Annotated in this window: 10 protein-coding genes; 3 read left to right on the forward strand and 7 right to left on the reverse strand. The window is 57.0% G+C overall.

What is annotated here, in order from left to right; translation table 11 throughout:
• Positions 1–22: 22 nt before the first annotated feature.
• The 3 genes from IEW06_RS17170 to IEW06_RS17180 all read right to left on the reverse strand — a co-directional run bounded on the left by IEW06_RS17170 (position 23) and on the right by IEW06_RS17180 (position 6,844).
• Positions 23–1,309, reverse strand: a complete 1,287-nt coding sequence (locus tag IEW06_RS17170) for an LruC domain-containing protein (protein WP_187731625.1) — start codon at positions 1,307–1,309, stop codon at positions 23–25.
• A 313-nt stretch (positions 1,310–1,622) separates the two neighbouring features.
• Positions 1,623–3,593: a PAS domain-containing protein gene (locus tag IEW06_RS17175; RefSeq protein WP_188548643.1), complete on the reverse strand. Its 1,971-nt coding sequence runs from the start codon at positions 3,591–3,593 to the stop codon at positions 1,623–1,625.
• Positions 3,594–3,805: 212 nt separating this feature from the next.
• Positions 3,806–6,844, reverse strand: coding sequence for a CheR family methyltransferase (locus IEW06_RS17180; RefSeq protein WP_188548644.1), 3,039 nt, complete (start codon positions 6,842–6,844; stop codon positions 3,806–3,808).
• Between the two features lie 322 nt (positions 6,845–7,166).
• Here IEW06_RS17180 and IEW06_RS17185 point away from each other — a divergent pair, with 322 nt between their 5' ends.
• The 3 genes from IEW06_RS17185 to IEW06_RS17195 all read left to right on the forward strand — a co-directional run bounded on the left by IEW06_RS17185 (position 7,167) and on the right by IEW06_RS17195 (position 9,579).
• Positions 7,167–8,183 (forward strand): chemotaxis protein CheB, encoded by a 1,017-nt coding sequence (locus IEW06_RS17185; protein WP_187731619.1) that lies wholly within the window; start codon positions 7,167–7,169, stop codon positions 8,181–8,183.
• A 438-nt stretch (positions 8,184–8,621) separates the two neighbouring features.
• Entirely contained in the window at positions 8,622–9,026 is a 405-nt protein-coding gene (locus IEW06_RS17190; protein WP_187731618.1) for a hypothetical protein, read from the forward strand.
• Positions 9,027–9,249: 223 nt separating this feature from the next.
• Positions 9,250–9,579, forward strand: coding sequence for an STAS domain-containing protein (locus IEW06_RS17195; protein ID WP_187731617.1), 330 nt, complete (start codon positions 9,250–9,252; stop codon positions 9,577–9,579).
• Between the two features lie 50 nt (positions 9,580–9,629).
• Here the strand turns inward: IEW06_RS17195 and IEW06_RS17200 are convergent, their stop codons facing one another.
• The 4 genes from IEW06_RS17200 to IEW06_RS17215 form a co-directional block, all read right to left on the reverse strand.
• Positions 9,630–10,511, reverse strand: a complete 882-nt coding sequence (locus IEW06_RS17200; RefSeq protein WP_187731616.1) for a glycerophosphodiester phosphodiesterase — start codon at positions 10,509–10,511, stop codon at positions 9,630–9,632.
• A 127-nt stretch (positions 10,512–10,638) separates the two neighbouring features.
• Complete coding sequence (locus IEW06_RS17205; protein ID WP_187731615.1) at positions 10,639–12,141, reverse strand: calcineurin-like phosphoesterase C-terminal domain-containing protein; 1,503 nt, start codon at positions 12,139–12,141, stop codon at positions 10,639–10,641.
• Positions 12,142–12,368: 227 nt separating this feature from the next.
• Entirely contained in the window at positions 12,369–13,814 is a 1,446-nt protein-coding gene (locus IEW06_RS17210; RefSeq protein ID WP_187731614.1) for a SusD/RagB family nutrient-binding outer membrane lipoprotein, read from the reverse strand.
• A 227-nt stretch (positions 13,815–14,041) separates the two neighbouring features.
• On the reverse strand, positions 14,042–17,227 hold the full coding sequence (locus tag IEW06_RS17215; protein WP_188548645.1) for a SusC/RagA family TonB-linked outer membrane protein: 3,186 nt from the start codon (positions 17,225–17,227) through the stop codon (positions 14,042–14,044).
• Between the last annotated feature and the right edge of the window lie 251 nt (positions 17,228–17,478).

A 17,478-nucleotide genomic window follows, 5' to 3' on the forward strand; every position in this document is an offset into this window, starting at 1 on the left:
TACGCCTGATACTTAGCACGCATTATAGGCAAGTAGCTTTGTTGAACGTTTCAGCCTCATAACCAGGGTCTGGGGAGTTGAACCAGCCGTAGGTGAATCCATCTGTTATGCTGGTGAAACTAGAGTAGGGATTATTAACCGAAACTCTTTCCAGAGGCCATCTCCAGTCATCAGAAATCAGGATGCCATTTGGATACACCTTCCCTCCAACAGTATAGGTATCCCTGTTCGAAACCTCCCAAATGTATAAGTCATAGGAAGAGCCAACATTCACGGAGCCAGATGGATAAACCGTAATATAAGGTTCGTAAGGCTCGCTGGGGTTGTAGGAGAATTCGCTGTTGATATTGAGCGTTATTTGTTCTGTAGCGAAAGGAACGCATGGCTCACCTTGCACCGTATTAGCAAATCCATCGGTTCCCGTGCCAGGTAATGCTGCCTTCGTGCTCTCGAAAACGGTGACATAGTAATAAGTACCGTCATTCGTAACGCTAGGCGACCCTGAAATACTAGTTATTCCTGCCATTGGAATCCTAAAGCTGAACTTATGATCATAAGCAGCGCCTCTAGCTGTTGCCAAGAAATTAATGATCAGCTGAGTAGGAGTTTTTATTACATCTGATTGTACTACCAAATCATTGTAATCACGGTCGTTTTGGTCGGGGCTGGTGTTGTTAATGTCCTCCCAAGCATACGTGAAGTCGATCTCTTGGCTGCATCTGCTCTTGCAGAACTCGAAATAGACTGACCAATTATTACCTGGGAACTGGTTGGCATTGGCTAAGGACACGCCTTTGCTTGTGTTGTCGCATACACCACCCCAAGCTGTTTCGCCATTGGAAAGAGCAGCATGTGATGCTATGAAAAAGCAGTTAATGTCTGGAACCTGCGCGGCAGGAATTCTTACGGTATAAGATGTTACGCCAGTCTTAAATGACTGTTTGTAAGTAAATTTGCCAGGTATTGCTCCCCCATTGCTCAGTTTCTTTTCATCTCTTAATTCTTGCAGACTGGTAAATACATCCAGATGTATCTCTTTGAGAGTAACACCGGGTGCCGTCAGATTATACGTCACCAATACGTCACCACCATCCATCGCCACGTCCACTGTTCCAACTTGATTGTGCTGACCTGCTACCAGACATACTGACTGACAGGCTGGAGGAAGAACAACGTCCTGGGTGCTCGCTTGGCTGGTTGTGCGAGGAGATGCAATGTTTTCTTTATCCGAACAACTTTGGAAGGTCAGCATCAGCGCTACAACCGAAAATAGCCAGGTTAGCTTCTGCTGTAGAGGTTGAGTTCTCATGGCTGCAAGGGTTTAGAGGGTGGTAGATCATGTAATTTCCTATAATCTAATTTATAAATTTTTTAACTAATAATAATTAAAGACATAATCATACTTGTATTATTTATATTAAAGACAATTTATTCAATTAGCTACTATGCAGTTTAGACGACGGAAGAATTGGGGTTCTTCGTCTGTTTTACCCAAAGGGTAGAAATCTCATTCCGCACGAGCTTAATTGCTCGGCTGCTTTACCGAAGTCACTAATAGCAAGCAGCGCCGGCACCATGCTGAAAGCATAGTGCCGGCGCTGCTTGCTTATCTACTATTACATTTACTTTACCCGCAGCTCAATACTCACTATAGTACCACGGCCGGGGCGGGAGTCTATAGAGAGGGTGCCCGCCAGCAGATCGACTCGGTTGCGGATGCTGGTGAGGCCGATACCGGAGTGTTTGGCCTTTGCCTGAGCAGGTTCGAAGCCTTGGCCATCATCTTCCACGGATATGAATATGTGGCCGTCTTCATGTACTACGTGCACAAAGGTTTCGCGGGCTTTTGCGTGCTTGATAATGTTGTTAAGCAGCTCCTGCACAATACGATACACCGATACTTCGAGCTGCTGAGGCAATTTATCGAAGTCGCCTTTCATATACAGATGCACGTGCAAACCCGCGTGCGGAATGCGTTTTACCAGCTCCTCCAGCGCCGATTTCAAGCCAAAATCCTGGAGTATGCCGGGCGTCAGCTCAAACGAGATGGTGCGCGTGGCTTTGATGGCTTCTTCCAGCAAGGCCAGCGCCGACACGCGGGAAGAATTGCCCCCCGCGCGGTTTTCCAGATTTAGCTTGGTAGCATAAAGCAGCTGTCCAACGCCGTTGTGTAAGGCTTCCGCGATGCGCTTGCGCTCTTCTTCCTGGGTGGTGAGGATGGCAGAATGCACCTCCTGCTGCTGGCGCAGCTTCAGCTGGGTAGCCTCTTCGGCCAGCCGGACGCGCTCGGTCACGTCGCGAATCAGCACCAGGCCTCCTTCTACTTCGGCCTCAGTATTCAGCAGGGGCACAAAATAGGACTCAAAGTGGCCGGGGCGCCCATACAGCTTCAGATTGTAGTGCGTGACGCGCTCACCCGCCAGCACCCTGCATACGGCTTCTCCTTCGAGTCCTTCGCGGTGGCGCGGAAACAGGTCAAATATATCCTTACCCAGCACCTCGGCTTCGGTTTTGTGAGTGTTCTGCTCCATCACCTGGTTCCAGGCCGTGACCCGATGCTGGGCGTCGAAGGCTATAATGCCATCGACGCTATTATCGAGCAGGCTTTCAGAGAACTCTTTCTCCCGGCGCAGCTGCTCGCGCGCGCCCCGCTGAACGGTAATGTCGCGCACTACGGAGTGCAGTATCGATTGCCCATCCAGCGAGAAGGAAGTTAGGGAGATTTCTGCCCACATTTCCTCCTCATTCGGCCCAACCATCAGCCACTCAAACCGGCTCCAACCTTTGCTTAAGGCCTCGGCGGTGTGAGCAGCGGCGGCCTCCGCAGAGGGTTTGCCATTGGGCTGCGTAGGGGGGGCAAAAATCGTGATGTGCTGGCCCTGTAGCTCGCCTTTGTAATGAATGTTAAAGAGCTTCAGGGCTGAGTCGTTGCAATCAATAATATAATTGTCCTGGATGAGCAGGGTGGCATCGCGGCTTTGCTCAAACAGCAGCCGAAAACGGGCCTCGCTGGCCTCCAGCGCCCGGCTGGCCTCCTTCGACTCGGTCATATCGATGACTGCCAGACGGCAGCACTTTATCCCCGCCGCCGACAGCATAGCCAGGCCCTCCAGCCGGGCGAAGAAGTGCGAGCCATCCTCCCGCAACATATCCAGCTCACAGGTATGGCGCGAGTCAGAGCTCATGGTTTTGACCAGAAACTCCAGAAACTTAGACCGGCATTCCATCGTCACGAACAGGGCAAAGCGCCGGTCTTGCAGGCGCTGACGCACCGTGCCTAGTAGCTGTGCCGCCCGCAGATTGAGCTGTTGAATCAGGCCATCCGCGGTGAGCGTAAAGTAGCCAACGGGCGCAAAGTCATAGAGATCAATGTATTGCCTGGTAGCAGCTTCGGCCGAGGCTTGCGTCAACAGCAGCTCCTCGTACTGCATTTCTAGTTCTATCTGGTGCACTTGCAGCTCCTGCACGAGGCGCCGCATATCGGGCGGCACGGCATCACTTACACTTTGCGTTACCAGATGCTGGCGCATTTCGGCGCGGTCGCGTAGCTGCTGCAAAGCTTGGTGCACGGAATGCAGGTGCTCGTCGTTCATAGCGCAAAAGGAATTAAATAGACCTAATTCTCAAAAGCAAAAAGCAGAGCGCTTTAGCGCTCAAAAAAGCCCCCCAGTCTATTATTGCCGGCCTTTTCGCTGAACTGTTATTGTGGTACGCAAAGTAGCAAATATGGTAGCATGGTGGGGGGCTTTTTTGTAACAGACAAGCCAAAGTAAAGTAATCGTATTGGTCTTTTAAGTGGTAACAGTTACTGCGCTGGCGCGTTGCTGCTATCGTCGCTTACTCCTAGCAGCAAACAATCCATTTCCGAGCCGTGGTTGAGCAGGCGCCGGCCATACACGAGCACCTGGCGGACGCCCAGTTGGGGCAGCTTTATTTCCAGGGGCACTTCGTCAAACTCTTCCTTCTTATCGCTTACCAAATTCAGCAACAGCGTATGCAGCGCGGGTACGTTCCAGGCGCCGCCGTTCAGCTCGATGAGGAGTTGGTTTTTGACGTCGGCAATATTCAGATTATATCGCTTGGCGAAGGCCTGGCTAATGGTAAGGATGCGCAAGTCGTTGTTGAGCACGAGCATGGGCTCCCGCACCGTCTCGATAATGCTCTCGGCAAAGCTGGTGCTGGCCTGCAGCTTTTCTTCCAAATGTTTGAGTTGGGTTACGTCATTGAAGGTGATGACGGCCCCATTGATATAGTTATCGAGGGTGCGATAGGGCAGAATGCGCATGGCGTACCACTCGCCGGTAGTGGTCTGGATGTTGGTCTCAGTACTCACCAAGCGGTCGATTACCTGCTGCACATCGCGGGCCAGGTGGTCGTAGCGTAGCGTATTGGCAAAGTCGGTGATGGGGCGTCCCACGTCCGAAGGCACCAGCTTAAAAATGCGGCCTACCGGCGGCGTAAAACGCTTGATTACAAGATCATTATCAAGAAATACAGTAGCGATTTGAGTGGCATCGAGCAGGTTTTTCATGTCGTTGGCCGACTGAGTTAGCTCCTCCGTCCGGCTCACGTACTGCATATTTAGGGTCAGCAGCTCCTCGTTCATGCTCTGCATTTCCTCCTTATTGGTCATGGCCTCCTCGTTGGTGCTTTGCAGCTCCTCGTTGGCGCTTTGCAGCTCCTCGTTGGTGCTTTTCAGCTCTTCCACACTGCTATCCATTTCCTCAATGGTGGTTTGCAGGCGTAGCTTGGTGTATTGCAGCTCCTTTTCCAGGGCCGCCACCACCGCGTCGCGGCCCAATTCTTCGCCCTGAATGCCGGACTTGCCCTTGCGCACTCTGCGGGGGGTGGGCTGCTCCTCAAACGACACCAGCAGCAGCCCCTGCAAGTGCTCGGGCTCGGCTAAATGCCTGACACTGAGACGCAGCAGCTGAAAGCCGCCTTCGGTGGCCAGCTTCACATCCTCCACCACTACATCCTTGTGGTTGGTGTTAGCCTGATGAATGGAGGCGCTCAGCTCATAGCGCAGTTCCCCGCGCACCATCTCGAAGATATTCAGGTTGCTCAGGCCGGGTGCCGGCTCCAGGAAGCGGCCTGTGCGCCCATTCACATACAGGATTTCGCCCTTTGGGTTAATCACCACGGCCGGGGGGGCAAAATAGTGCAGCAGTGCTTTCTGAACCAGCGTAGCGAAGGGGCCGTCTTTGCGGATCTGTTCCAGCCGCGAGCTGATGGGTGCACTGTGCGGCGTGGGCACCAGCAAACCCGACGGAAAATTGAGGAGGCGCGGCATCGTGGCCGTTCCTTCCAGGCGCCGCGAAATCTTCCACTTTATATCCAGGGGGGCAAATAAATCCTGGAAGCCGGTCAGGTTTTCGCTGGGCCCCAAAAACAGGATTCCGCCGGGGTTGAGAGAATAGTGGAATACCGGCAGCAGGGTGCGCTGTAGCTCCGACGACAAGTAAATCAGCAGGTTGCGGCACACCAGCACGTCGAGCTTGGTGAAGGGCGCATCCTTGTTGATGTTGTGGGGGGCAAATACGACCAGGTCGCGTACGTCCTTCCGTATCTGATAGCCGCCTTCCACCTTAGTAAAGTAGCGCCGCAGCCGCTCGGGGCTCACGTCGGCCACGATGTTGTCGGGGTAAAGGCCCGCGCGAGCATACTCGATGCCGTCTGTGTTGATGTCGGTGGCAAAAATCTGAACTTTCAGGTAGCGGCCGGGCGCAATATTTTCGAGGCATTCGAGCAGCGTAATCGCCAACGAATACGCTTCCTCGCCAGTAGAGCAGCCCGGTGCCCAGGCCCGCACCGTGCTGCCCTCGGGCTTCGTGCGCAGCAGCGGCAGTAAGTGTTGTTTGAACGACTCAAAGGCTTCCGCATCGCGGAAAAACTTGGTTACGCCGATGAGCAGCTCTTTAAACAGCGCTTCCACTTCCGATACGTTTTCCTGCAAATAGCGCACGTAATGGGTGAAGTCCTTGATTTGGTGAGAGTTCATGCGCCGCTCAATGCGCCGCATTACCGTGTTGCGCTTATAGTAGGAAAAGTCGTGGCCGGTATGGGCCCGGATGAGCAGGAAGATTTTCTGGAGGGCGTGGGCCGGCTTGGCCGCCGACTCGGCCGACTCGCGCTGGGGCCGGCTGGTCAGGGGCTTGTTTACGTATTCGAGCAGCTTGGCCGGCAGTTGCTCGGCGGGCAGCACGTAGTCGACAAACTCGGTGGCGATGGCCGAGCGCGGCATGGAGTCGTACTCAGCCGTTTCGGGCGACTGCACCATCACCATCCCGAAGTTTTCCATGATCATCTTCAGCCCAATGGTGCCATCAGAGCCCATGCCCGAGCAGATAATGCACACGGCCCGCTCGCGCGAATCTTTAGCCAGGCTCTGAAAAAAGAAGTCGATGGGCATGCGCTTACCCCGCGCCTGAGTAGGCGCAAACAGCAGCAGCGTGCCGTGCAACAAGCTCATATCCTTGTTGGGCGGAATCACATACACCTGATTGGGCCGCACTCTCATCCCATCGGTGACTTCGTGCACGGGCATGGGCGTGTACTGCTGCAACACCTGCGCCAGCGTTCCTTCCTGCTCCGGCGAGAGGTGCGTTACTACCACGAAGGCCATGCCGCTGTCGGGGGGCATATTTTTGAAGAACCGCTCAAACGCATTCAGCGAGCCCGCCGAGCCGCCCAACGCCACAATAGTGAACTTCTCGGCCGGGTTTTCCTGGCTACCCGCGCGCCGCAACTGATCCGGCGTTACGTTAGCCGGTATTTGAGCCAGGTCGTGGGAGTTAACAATAATGCCGGGCTCGCTGGCGTGGTCGTCTTGAAGAGAATCCATACTAAGGATAGTGGGCGTTGCTTGGGCAAGGCCAAAGGTATACTAAGGTAAAGTTACGGTTTTCCTAAGCCGATGAATAGTGTCAAGTTTATACTAATCGACTCAAGCAGCTTGGTCATTTCTCTCCTGTTTTTAGGAATGTTTGACGAGTAAAACCGTGTTTGCTGCTTGCCTCTTTTGATAAGACCAACTACCAGCTTGAATCACTGTGTATGTAGCCTAGTGATTTCATTTTTAAACTCAGCAACCGACTAAATACTTCATACCTCGTACCTTAAAGTAAATCTTCGGCGCAGTAACGCTGCTTTTTCGTTCTTCCTCTGTGAAAAGTCCCTCTCATCTTATCGTGATTGGCGCCTCAGCCGGCGGAATGCCAGCTCTGTGCCGCCTGGTTGAGCAACTGCCTGACTCTTTGCCGGCTGCCGTGCTGATTGTGCAGCATTTTGCCCCCGATTCGCTGGGCTGGCATCTGGTAGAGCGCCTGTCGCGTCACACAGGCCTTAGTTGTCGCCTACCCAATGATGGCGACCCCATTGAGCCCGGCACTGTGTACCTAGCTCCACCCGACCGCCATCTGCTGGTGAAAGACGGCCATCTGCTCGTGACCAAAGGCCCCCGCGAAAACCACTACCGCCCCGCCGCCGACGCCCTGTTTCGCTCGGCCGCGGCGTACTACGGTACGGCCGTAATTGGAGTGGTGCTCACGGGCATGCTCCACGACGGCACCGCTGGCTTAGAGCTGATTAAGCGCGCTGGCGGCTTGGCCGTGGTGCAGGACCCCAACGAGGCGGAGTTTCCGAGCATGCCTGAAAGTGCGCTCAGCAACGTTCCCATCGACTATGTACTGCCCATATCACGCATGGGCGACTTGCTGACAAGATTGGTACAAATACCGTCCTCGGGCAATAGCAATGTGCCAGATGATATTAAACTGGAGGCCGCTATTGCGGAAAGAGTTGTGGGAACTATGGATGAAGTACTGCGCTTGGGTACTCCCAGCACAATGACCTGCCCCGACTGTGGTGGGGCCTTATTTGAGCTAAAGCATGGTAAGCTCCTGCGCTACCGCTGCCACACGGGCCACGCTTTCACCGCCGATGCACTGCTCAAAAGCAGCCAGCACAGCCTTGAGGAAACCCTGTGGGTAGCGCTGCGCATGATGGAGGAGCGCAAAAACCTGCTTACAAGCATGGCCAGCCGGGGCGAAGGCTTGTATTCGGTGCAGCAGGAAGAGCGTATTGAGGAAATAAAGGGTCATATCAACCGCCTGCGTGAGTTTTTGCTCAACGGCGTGAAAAGCAGCACTGCCGTGACGGCTCCGGAGGAAGAGCAAAGCTAGCCGGACGGCTACTGCATAATTCAGCCAAAAAAGCCCCCAGAGGATTATCTAGGGGGCTTTTTGGGTGTTAAGCAATCCGTATAAACTACGAGCAGGTCCGAAAAATACGTTTGCCTAATTACGTGTTCGCGCCATGGTTTTTCCGTATGATGCAAGTGTATTTGTGGGCCTGAATGGCGTTAAAGAAAGCGAGTGGGCTGCTCGGAATGTGAAGAACTGCGGCCGGGGAGTATAATCCTCTGACTTTGCCGGGCAACGCCACTGAAGTAGCCGTTTGGGCTACCTCTGCTCTCCGTCGCTCCTCATCGGTGGGGCAGTCCTCACTGCTCCACTGCATGAGCACGCTAAATTCGGTTTAGTGGCCACTTACAGCTCGTCTGGATTTAGCTTAATTCTTACTTCTATACGGCCCCATTTGCACAGAATACTACCCAGGTTATGTCCTTCCCACTCCGGTTTGTTTTGCGACAAGCAGCAGAAGGTGCTGTTTTTCAGCACATGGCGCTGTGTTCGCCTACGCGCCAGCTGATGCATTGGGTGCTGCCGGGCCCCGCTCAGCGCTTACTTATCGAGGTTCCTTATTACTATTTATGTGAAGCATCCGATTCGGCATCCCTACCCGAAGTTGAGGTAGATACAGGCGAGTGTACGATAACCCAGGCGTCGGAAGAAAACCCAACTGAAGCCTTGCGCCACCACATCGAAGCGGGGCACTTGCTCCTGCACCTGCATGGCCACCGCCTGGAGGGCGATTTTACCCTGGCCCGTCTGAGTTCTAACAGTCACATCTGGCGGTTTAGCCTGGGGCATTCCATGCCGCACACTATCACGCTGAAGCAGTGAGGAACGGCATTTGGTTAATAGATTGAGCGGCGCTCTGTACACACTTACGTAGTGAGCAGTTAGAAATACGGGGGTTGAAAATGCGTGATTTTACGGTAATAAACAGGAGCGGTTCTGCTTAGATTTGTTTCATGCCCTATTACCGTATCTAACTCTGCACCTAGTAATTATTCATTCTCTCCCCTTATTCCAGCCACTCATGCAAGCGCACTCTTCTCGGCACATGACTTGGATTCCTCGCGCAGTCAAGCTGACCATTGATCCGAGCAATCCGGCGCATTTTGGCCGCACCCTCGTACGCGTTGCCACCATGCGCGAGCCCCGCTTGCACGTCAACTGTGAGCACCTTGCTTGCCTGCGTACACACGGCGTGGCGCACCTTGCTTCCCAATTGCTTCTATTGCACCAAGGTGGAGGCAAAGTGCAGCTCTATAACGTGAGCCCTACCCTATTCCGCGTCCTGCATCTTCTCCGGCTGGATACCGTTTTTGAAGTGCTCAAGCCTTCAAACAAGCGTAGCGACGAAGCAAACCGCTGGACGGCCACTGCCTGAGTCCGGCAAAAGATGATTGGCCAAATGTGCTGTCCTTAAGCATACCCTCCTTACTGGCCAGTTCGTAAATCGGGGTAATCCGTGATGATGCCGTCTACGCCGAGCTGGAGCAGCCGCTCAATCTCGGCGGCCGTATTCACGGTCCAGGGAACAATCTTTATTCCTTGCTGCTGGCAGGCCTTCACCAGGTTGCTGGTTACCAGCCGGTAATGGGGGCTATACAGCGTGGGCCGGAAGCTCAGGCGCTGCAAGTTGGCCGCAAGGCCCGAGGTGTTATCTACCAGCAAAGCCGTCGGCAGCGCGGGGCGCAGCCGGTGCAATTCCTCCAGAGCCCGCGGGTCGAAGGACTGAATCGTAACCCGGTCCTGAATGCCTTTGGCGTTGATGACGGCCAGCAGGAGCTGCACAAACTCGGCGGGAGCCGGATGAAGGGTGCCGTCGCCGGTGGGGGCCATTTTCGTTTCGATGTTGTAGCGCGGCGCGGGCCGCCCTTTGCGTTTCGCATACGCCTCAGCCGAGTCGATGACTTCGGCCAGCAGGGGCTTGTAGGTGCGCAGCTTCTGCTGGCGCGGAAACTTGGCGTTGCCCTGGCTGCCCACGTCATAGCGTCGGATGTCGGCGTAGGGCATGGCGTACAGGCGCAGGCTTTTCTCTTGGGCTTTACTGAGGGGCTGACCCTGCGGCGTGCGCACAAAATCGGCGTTCAGGTAAGGGTCGTGGGAAAGCAGCACCTGCCGGTCTTGGCTGATGACCACGTCCATTTCCAGGGTCGTCACGCCCAGATCAAGGGCCTTGCGCATGGCCGGAATGGTATTTTCGGGCATCAGCCCGCGGCAGCCGCGGTGGCCCTGCCAATCGATTGGCGGGCGCTGGGCCGAAGCGCCGAGCGTCGTGAAAGCGGCAATCAGCAAGGAAAGGATAGTTCGTAGCATCGGGGTAAACATACGCGAATTCAAAAAAAGCCCCCCACCCTACCGGCTGCGTTTTCCGGTGTGATGAAGGGCGCAAAAAAGCCCCCCGGCAGCGCTTGGGCACCAGCAGGCGGAGGGCTCAGTAGCTTTAGGCCGACAGCGTATCCGAGTATACTTGCCCAAACCGGTCGGTGACTTCCACCCGCATTTCCCGCGCCGCGCCCGTTACGTTGGCCACAAACAAATGCTCGGTCAGCGTGGGGTCAACCCATTTGTGCTTGGCAGGCAGCGCCGGGCCCGCGTGCAGCTGCACCGACAACGGATCGAGGCCGGTGTATTGCTCCATGTCGCCGCGGCGCACCCCGTCTTCAAACCACACCACTTTCCAGGCCGGGTCCCAGTTCCAGACGTTCACCACTACGGCCTCGGGGCGCTCGGGTAGGCTGCCTTTTGGGTACATGCGAAACTGGTGGGTACGCTCCTGCCCGATGGCTTTGTAGTACCACTTCAGCTCGCCGCCGCGCGCCTCGTACACGCCGTAGCCGGCGGGCGTGCCGTCGGTGCAGATGGGGCCCGTCCACCAGGCCCCGCAGATGGTGCCGTGCACGTGCTCCACCACGTTCTGCTCGGTCACGAGGGTTTCGTTGAAGTGGGTGTGGCCCGACATAATATGGGTTTTGAAAGGCTTGAGCAACCGGTATAGCTCGCGGCGGTTGGCCACCGAGCCGCCCATCGACTCCTCCTTTTCCTTGTTGCGCAAATGCTGGCGGGTAGTGGGCGGAATGTGCAGGCTCACCACCACGGTTGAGCCGGGCTTCACGTAGCTCAAATCCTGCTCCAGCCAGGCCAGCTGCTGCTCAGTGAGGTAGCCGATGTACTTTTTGGCCGCGCCGATGAAAAACACGTCGTCGAGCACTACGTAGTGAATTTCGCCTCGATTAAACGAGTAGTACGTGGGCCCGAACAGCTTGCGAAAAGTATCTGCCGAGCCTTCGTCGGTGCGGGCCGTGAGGTCCATGTCGTGGTTGCCGATAACCTGGAAAAAAGGGATGCCCGTGGCAGCCACGCCCTGCTGGTAGTCCTCAAACAACTCGAAATGGTCCCAGACCAGGTCGCCGCAGCCGATGCCGTGGAAGAGGGTGCCGGCCGGGTAGCTGGCAATGAGCTTTTGAGTATCAGGGACGGCGGTAGCCTTGAACTCGGCGGCATCGGCCTTGGAAATCATCTGCGGATCGGCCCATACCACGAAGTTGTGCTGGGTATCGTCTCGGCTGAGCTTGCGCAGCTCGAAATCGGCCTTGAAGCGGCCGCGCACGGGCTCTTTGCGGCGGTAGAAGCGGGCCACGCCCTGCTCCTGCGGAAACTCGTAGCCGCGCGGCACCGAGATGTACACGAACTCGGTGGCGCCGCTGCTTTCCAGCTCGTACTGCCCCCTGGCATCGGTGAGCGTGACGGTGGTGCCGTCCGTGACGGCCACGCCCGCCAGGCCCTGCCCGCCCGCGTGCACCCGGCCGCTGAGTGTAGCTGCGCTTACTTCCTTGCCGGCGCGGACAGGCGCCTTCGGGCGGGCTACAGCCTGGGTCCAGTCCAGGGTAGTGCCCAGCCCGGCCAGGCCGATTGCTTTGAGAAACGTGCGGCGTTGTTGTGACATGCGGTAATGGTTTGATTCTTAGAGAAGGGTAAATCGGCGTCCTCAGAATGGCCTTTAGGGGGCTTTTTAGGGCATTTATGGCAGTCTGCATAACCTAAAAAGAACGTCATGCAGAGCAGAGCGAAGCATCTCGCTCTCGGTCGTCTGATTACTAATTCTACTAAACACGCGAGATGCTTCGCTACCGCTCTGCATGACGGACTAGTGGTAGCAGGCGTCACATCGACCTACTTCTCCCACCACACTTTAGTGTTCACGTCGTCGGGGCCCTGGGCCTGCACGGCGGCGCGGTAGTTGTCGCCGTTATTGGTTTGCACGATGAGCGGGTAGCGAAAGCGCACGGGCATCACGCCGCCATTCTGCAAATCCTGGCCGCGAGGCAACACCGGCAGGCCCGTGCGGCGGTATTCGAACCACTGCTGGTAATCGTTGAAAAACAGCGCGTAATACTTTTGCAGCATGATGCGCGCCAGCGTGCCGTTGTAGGCTGCGGCGGGGTTCTGGAAATAGGTAGCCGGCAAAATTGCCCCCCACTGCTCCACCGCCGCCTTCACGCCGCGCTCGTAGTGCAGGCGGGCATCGGCGGTGGTGTAGCCGCGCTGCGCAGCTTCGGCCTTGATGAACTCCACCTCCGCGTAGGTCAAGATTACCAGCGGCATGGGCGCCGCCACTGTGGCCGTTACCAACGATACATTGAAGTTGGAAGGCTGGTACTGAAACTGGGCGTCGCTGCCGGCGTAGGCGCTCGGAATGCCACGGTAACCAATGGTAGTGCGCCCGTCGCTCGACCGGGCCTGACTGTTAAATTTAGCCAAACGCGGGTCGGCCAGAGTATTCAGGTTATCAATAAAAAAGCCCCCCGCAGCCCGGAACGTGGTAAAATCGACGGCCCGGCCCCAGGGCGACACCGTGGGCGTGACGCCGGTAATGCGCAGAATGGCCGCTTCACTGTTTTGAGTAAACACGGGGTACGTAGCGGGGTCGTTGATCATGGCCGCCAGCTGAGTGGTTGCGTTGGTTTCGGTGCGCTTGGAGATGCGCAGCAGCAGGCGCATCCGCAATGAGTTGCAGAAGCGCCGCCAGGCGTCCACGTTGTTGTTGAAGAGAATGTCGCTGCCGTAGGGCATGGTGCGGCTTTTGTCGAACATCCCATTGGCCGTTTCCAGATCGGCGAGCAGTTGGGCGTAGATCTCGGGCTGAGTGTCGAACTTGGGGTAAAGCACGCCTTCCTCGGCCTGGCTGGCCTGGGTCATGGGCACGTCGCCGAAGCAGTCGGTGAGGTTGGCGTAGGTCCAGGCGTTCAGGGTCAGGGCAATGGCCTCGTAGTTGGGGTCCTGGGCGGCTTGGGCGGCAAGGCGCATCTCCCGGATATTAGCCAGCAGGCGGTAGTACGTCGTCCAGGTGGAGTTGCCGGCGCTTTCGCTTACCACGTAGCGGTGCACGCCCCCCGACACACTCGGAAACGGCAGCGCCACCTGCATAATATCGAAGGTAAACGCGTCGGCCCGCTCAGTATTGAAGGCAGCTAGCTCGTAAATAATGGGGTTCAGCAGGGTGCCAGGGCTGATGCGCTCGATGCGGTTGGGGTCGAGGTTCAGTTCATCAAAATCCTTGGTACACGAAACGAGGCTGCCACCTAAAGCGAAGATTACTAGAGCTATATATTTTTTCATAGGAGAAGGAATGTCTGATCCGAAAGGATGATGATGGAAAGTATTCCAGGCGGTCATGCAGAGCATGTGGCGCATCAAGCCAGGGACGAAGCATCTCGCGTGCTGACGCCGGATTACTACTCTACCGGCGCGAGCGAGATGCTTCGTCCCTGGTTTGATGCGCCACATGCTCTGCATGACGTTCTAATAAAGCGGCGGCATGACCGTCTGGGGGGCATTTTCCAGCGCTAGAACTGTAAGGTGAGGTTCACGCCCATGGTGCGGGTGCTGGGCAGCTGGCCAATTTCCACGCCGGGCAGAATGGTGCCGCCGTTGAGGGCTGCCGTCTCGGGGTCAAACATGGGGAACTTGGTCCACATGGCCAGATCGCGGCCGTAGAGGCCGATGGTGGCCCCGGTCAGAGCCTTGGTGCGAGCCAGCAGCGCGGGGGGCAAATTGAACTCCAGCCGCATCTCGCGCAGCTTCAGAAACGACGCGTCGAAGGAGTTGCTCTCGATGTTGGCGCGGCGGTAGTACTCGGCGTAGTAGGCCGCCGGAATCACCTTGGTTTCATTGGGCGAGTAGGTGCCATCGGCGTTCAGCACTACGCCGTCGCCGATGATAAAGCCTTCTTCCCGGCCCGGCAGCGTAGATTTGAGCTTGCCCTGCTCCATCATTTTGTGGTGGGTCTGGGAGTAGATGCGGCCTCCATACTGCCCATCGACCAGCACGCTGAACCGGAAATTCTTGTAGCTGAACTCGTTCAGAAAGCCCCCCTTCCAGTCGGCGAAGGCCCTCCCGATGTACTGGATAGCGGCCGGCTGCACGGGCAGGCCGTCCTTGTTGTAGATGATCTGCCCATCGGGGCTGCGCGCAAAGCCGAAGCCGTAGATGTCGCCGGTGGTGCCGCCCACGGTGGCCAGCAGCGTGGCCGTGCCACCCGCCCCGATTACCTGCTGATCTTCCAGGCCATCGGCTAAGCTCAGCACCTTATTGCGGTTGCGGGCCCAGGTAACGGTGTTGCGCCACTTAAAGGCGCTGTTGTCGATGGGGCGCGCGTTGAGCACCACTTCCACGCCGCGGTTGCGCACCTCCCCGGCGTTGAGCACGGCCCGGCTGTAGCCAGTGGTCGGGTCGAGAGGCACTTCCAGAATCTGGTTGCGGGTCGTGTTCTGGTATACTGTCACGTCGGCACCGATGCGGCCCTGAAACATCAAGTATTCCACGCCCGCCTCGAAGCTGGTCGTGATTTCGGGCTTGAAGTTCGTGTTGTAGAGCGTGGCGGGCAGAGAACCCGCGCCGGGAAAGTCGCTGCGGCCGTAGTACTTGCGGGTGCGGTAGGGCTCCGTATCGTTGCCGACCTGGGCGGCGGACAGGCGCAGCTTAGCCAGCGAAATCGACGTGGGCATGGGCAGCAGCTCATTCAGAATAAAGCTGGTGCTGACTGACGGGTAGAAAAAAGAGTTGTTCTGGCTGGGCAGCGTGCTCGACCAGTCGTTGCGGCCGGTCAGGTCCAGAAAAATCTTGTCGTCGAAGGAAAACGAGGTCAGGGCGTACACGCTATTGATGCGCCGGGCAGTGGTGGTAGCCGACAAAATCGGGCTGCTCACGCCGTTGGTGAGCTTGTACACGCCCGGAATCACGAGGTCGCGCACCACGCCGTCGATGCCCCGGAAGCGGCGGTCCATGCGGTTGGCGCCCACCGAGGCGCGCACGTCAAAGTGCTCGCCCAGGGGCTCGTAGTAAGTAAACAGAGCGTCGGTGTTTACCTCGTATTGGCTGATATCCTGCTGCTTATAGTAGCCGCGCTGGAAGTTGGCGGTGCTGTAAGGGCGGCGCTGCTCGCGCTCCTCCTGGGTCATGGCAATGCCGGAGCGCACCAGCAGGTCGAACTTGGGCGAAAACTCGTAGGTGGCCGACAGGTTGCCGACCGTGGTGCGGTTGTTCACCGAGTTGGTCATCTCCTGGGCAATCAAATATGGATTGTCGATGAAGGAGCTGAACGGGTGAACCTGATCGAGCTGCTCCTGCCCGTTTTTCCAGATGGTGCGGTAGGCGTCGAGCGGCACATTCGGGTTCTGGAAAATCATGAAGTACGATATCGACTGGTTGTTGTAGCCAGTGGCGGGCAGGTTGTCGCTGGTGCGATTGGTGAAGTTCACTTTGCCCCCCAGCTTCAGTTTAGCTGACACGGCGTGGTTCAAACTCAGGGCGGCGGTCAGGCGCTCGAAGCCGGTGTTGGGCATAATCCACTCGTTTTTGGAGTGGGTAACGGAGGCCCGCGCCGAGGTCGTTTCGGTGCCGCCTTCCAGGGCCACGCTGTTGGTGAGCGTGGAACCCGTGCGAAAAAAGCCCGTCACGTTGTCCTCATAAGGCCGCCACAGCAGCCGCTCCGCCGACTGGGCCTGCGTCACCGGGTCGTACTGAAAATACTCCTGCCCCTCGAAGCGGGGGCCGAAGGCGCTGCTGGTGCCGCCCGTGCTGGCCCCGTCGGGGGAAGCGCCGTAGGAATAATATGGCTCGCCGGCCGCATTGAAGGAGCGCCCCGTGCCCTGACCGTACTCGTACTGGAAGTCGGGCCACCGGAGCACGGTGTTCACGCTGTAGTTGGTATTCACCGTCACGCCGAGACCTTTAGGTTTGCGGGCGCCGGTTTTGGTGGTGATAATGAGGGCACCGTTGGCGGCACGGCTGCCGTAGAGGGCCGTGGCGCTGGCCCCTTTCAGCACTGTGATGCTGGCAATATCATCAGGGTTGATGTCGGCAATGCCGTTGCCGAAGTCCACGGGCACGTCGTTGCCGGAGCCGGCTCCGTAGGCGCTGCCCACGCCGGAGCTGGTCAGGCCGCTGTTCAGGGGCACGCCATCAAGCACGATGAGCGCATTGTTGCCATTGGGGTTCAGCGAGTTATCACCGCGCAGCGAAATACGCGTGGAGTTGACCGGCCCCGAACCGGGCGAAATCAGATTCAGGCCCGCCACTTTACCCGATAAGGCCTGGGCGAAGTTGTTGGGCCGCGCTTCCAGCAGCGCATCGCCGTTGATGGTCTGGGTTGCATAGCCCAGAGATTTCTGCTCGCGCTTGATATTGAGGGCCGTTACCACTACCTCGTTCAGCTGCCGGCTGTCGGGGGCCAGACGCACGTTGAGTTCCGACTTGCCATCCACGCGCACTTCCTGGGCCAGAAAGCCGATGTAAGTAACTTGTAGCGTAGCATCTGAGGCCACCGTAATAGCAAATTTGCCCCCCACGTCGGTGGAGGTGCCGGTGGTGGTGCCTTTCACGACGACGGTAGCGCCTGGCAGGCCTTCGCCCTTGTCGTCGGTTACGGTGCCGGTAACGGGTTGGCCCTGAGCTAGGGCGGCGCTGTGCCAGAGGAGAAGCGCGAAGACCGCGCACAGCCTGAGCAGCGAAGCCAAGTAATTGTGTTTCATAGTTTTGCCTGATCGATGTGGCCGCAAAACTAGAAGCGTGAGGTTACCGGGAGATTAAGCCAGGACTATGAAAACATGTAGAATAAGTTGCCTTACGGTTAACTCAGAAACCTTGCGTTAACAGCGCGCGGCGGGGAGGAGCGCCGCCGTGTGCAGGAAAAGTCTGGGGCTCTTGCAGTTGCGGCGCTTTGGCCGTGGGGGGCTTTTTTGGCGGGCAAATGAGACCGGCAGTTTTCGGCAGCCGTACGTAA

This window comes from Hymenobacter qilianensis (assembly GCF_014638675.1).
GTDB lineage: Bacteria > Bacteroidota > Bacteroidia > Cytophagales > Hymenobacteraceae > Hymenobacter > Hymenobacter qilianensis.

Excerpts from the sequence above, each read along its gene's own strand:
- IEW06_RS17170 (WP_187731625.1), bottom strand. The coding sequence starts at position 1,309 with ATGAGAACTCAACCTCTACAGCAGAAGCTAACCTGGCTATTTTCGGTT.
- IEW06_RS17175 (WP_188548643.1), bottom strand. The coding sequence starts at position 3,593 with ATGAACGACGAGCACCTGCATTCCGTGCACCAAGCTTTGCAGCAGCTA.
- IEW06_RS17180 (WP_188548644.1), bottom strand. The coding sequence starts at position 6,844 with ATGGATTCTCTTCAAGACGACCACGCCAGCGAGCCCGGCATTATTGTT.
- IEW06_RS17190 (WP_187731618.1), top strand. The coding sequence starts at position 8,622 with ATGTCCTTCCCACTCCGGTTTGTTTTGCGACAAGCAGCAGAAGGTGCT.
- IEW06_RS17195 (WP_187731617.1), top strand. The coding sequence starts at position 9,250 with ATGACTTGGATTCCTCGCGCAGTCAAGCTGACCATTGATCCGAGCAAT.
- IEW06_RS17200 (WP_187731616.1), bottom strand. The coding sequence starts at position 10,511 with ATGCTACGAACTATCCTTTCCTTGCTGATTGCCGCTTTCACGACGCTC.
- IEW06_RS17205 (WP_187731615.1), bottom strand. The coding sequence starts at position 12,141 with ATGTCACAACAACGCCGCACGTTTCTCAAAGCAATCGGCCTGGCCGGG.
- IEW06_RS17210 (WP_187731614.1), bottom strand. The coding sequence starts at position 13,814 with ATGAAAAAATATATAGCTCTAGTAATCTTCGCTTTAGGTGGCAGCCTC.
- IEW06_RS17215 (WP_188548645.1), bottom strand. The coding sequence starts at position 17,227 with ATGAAACACAATTACTTGGCTTCGCTGCTCAGGCTGTGCGCGGTCTTC.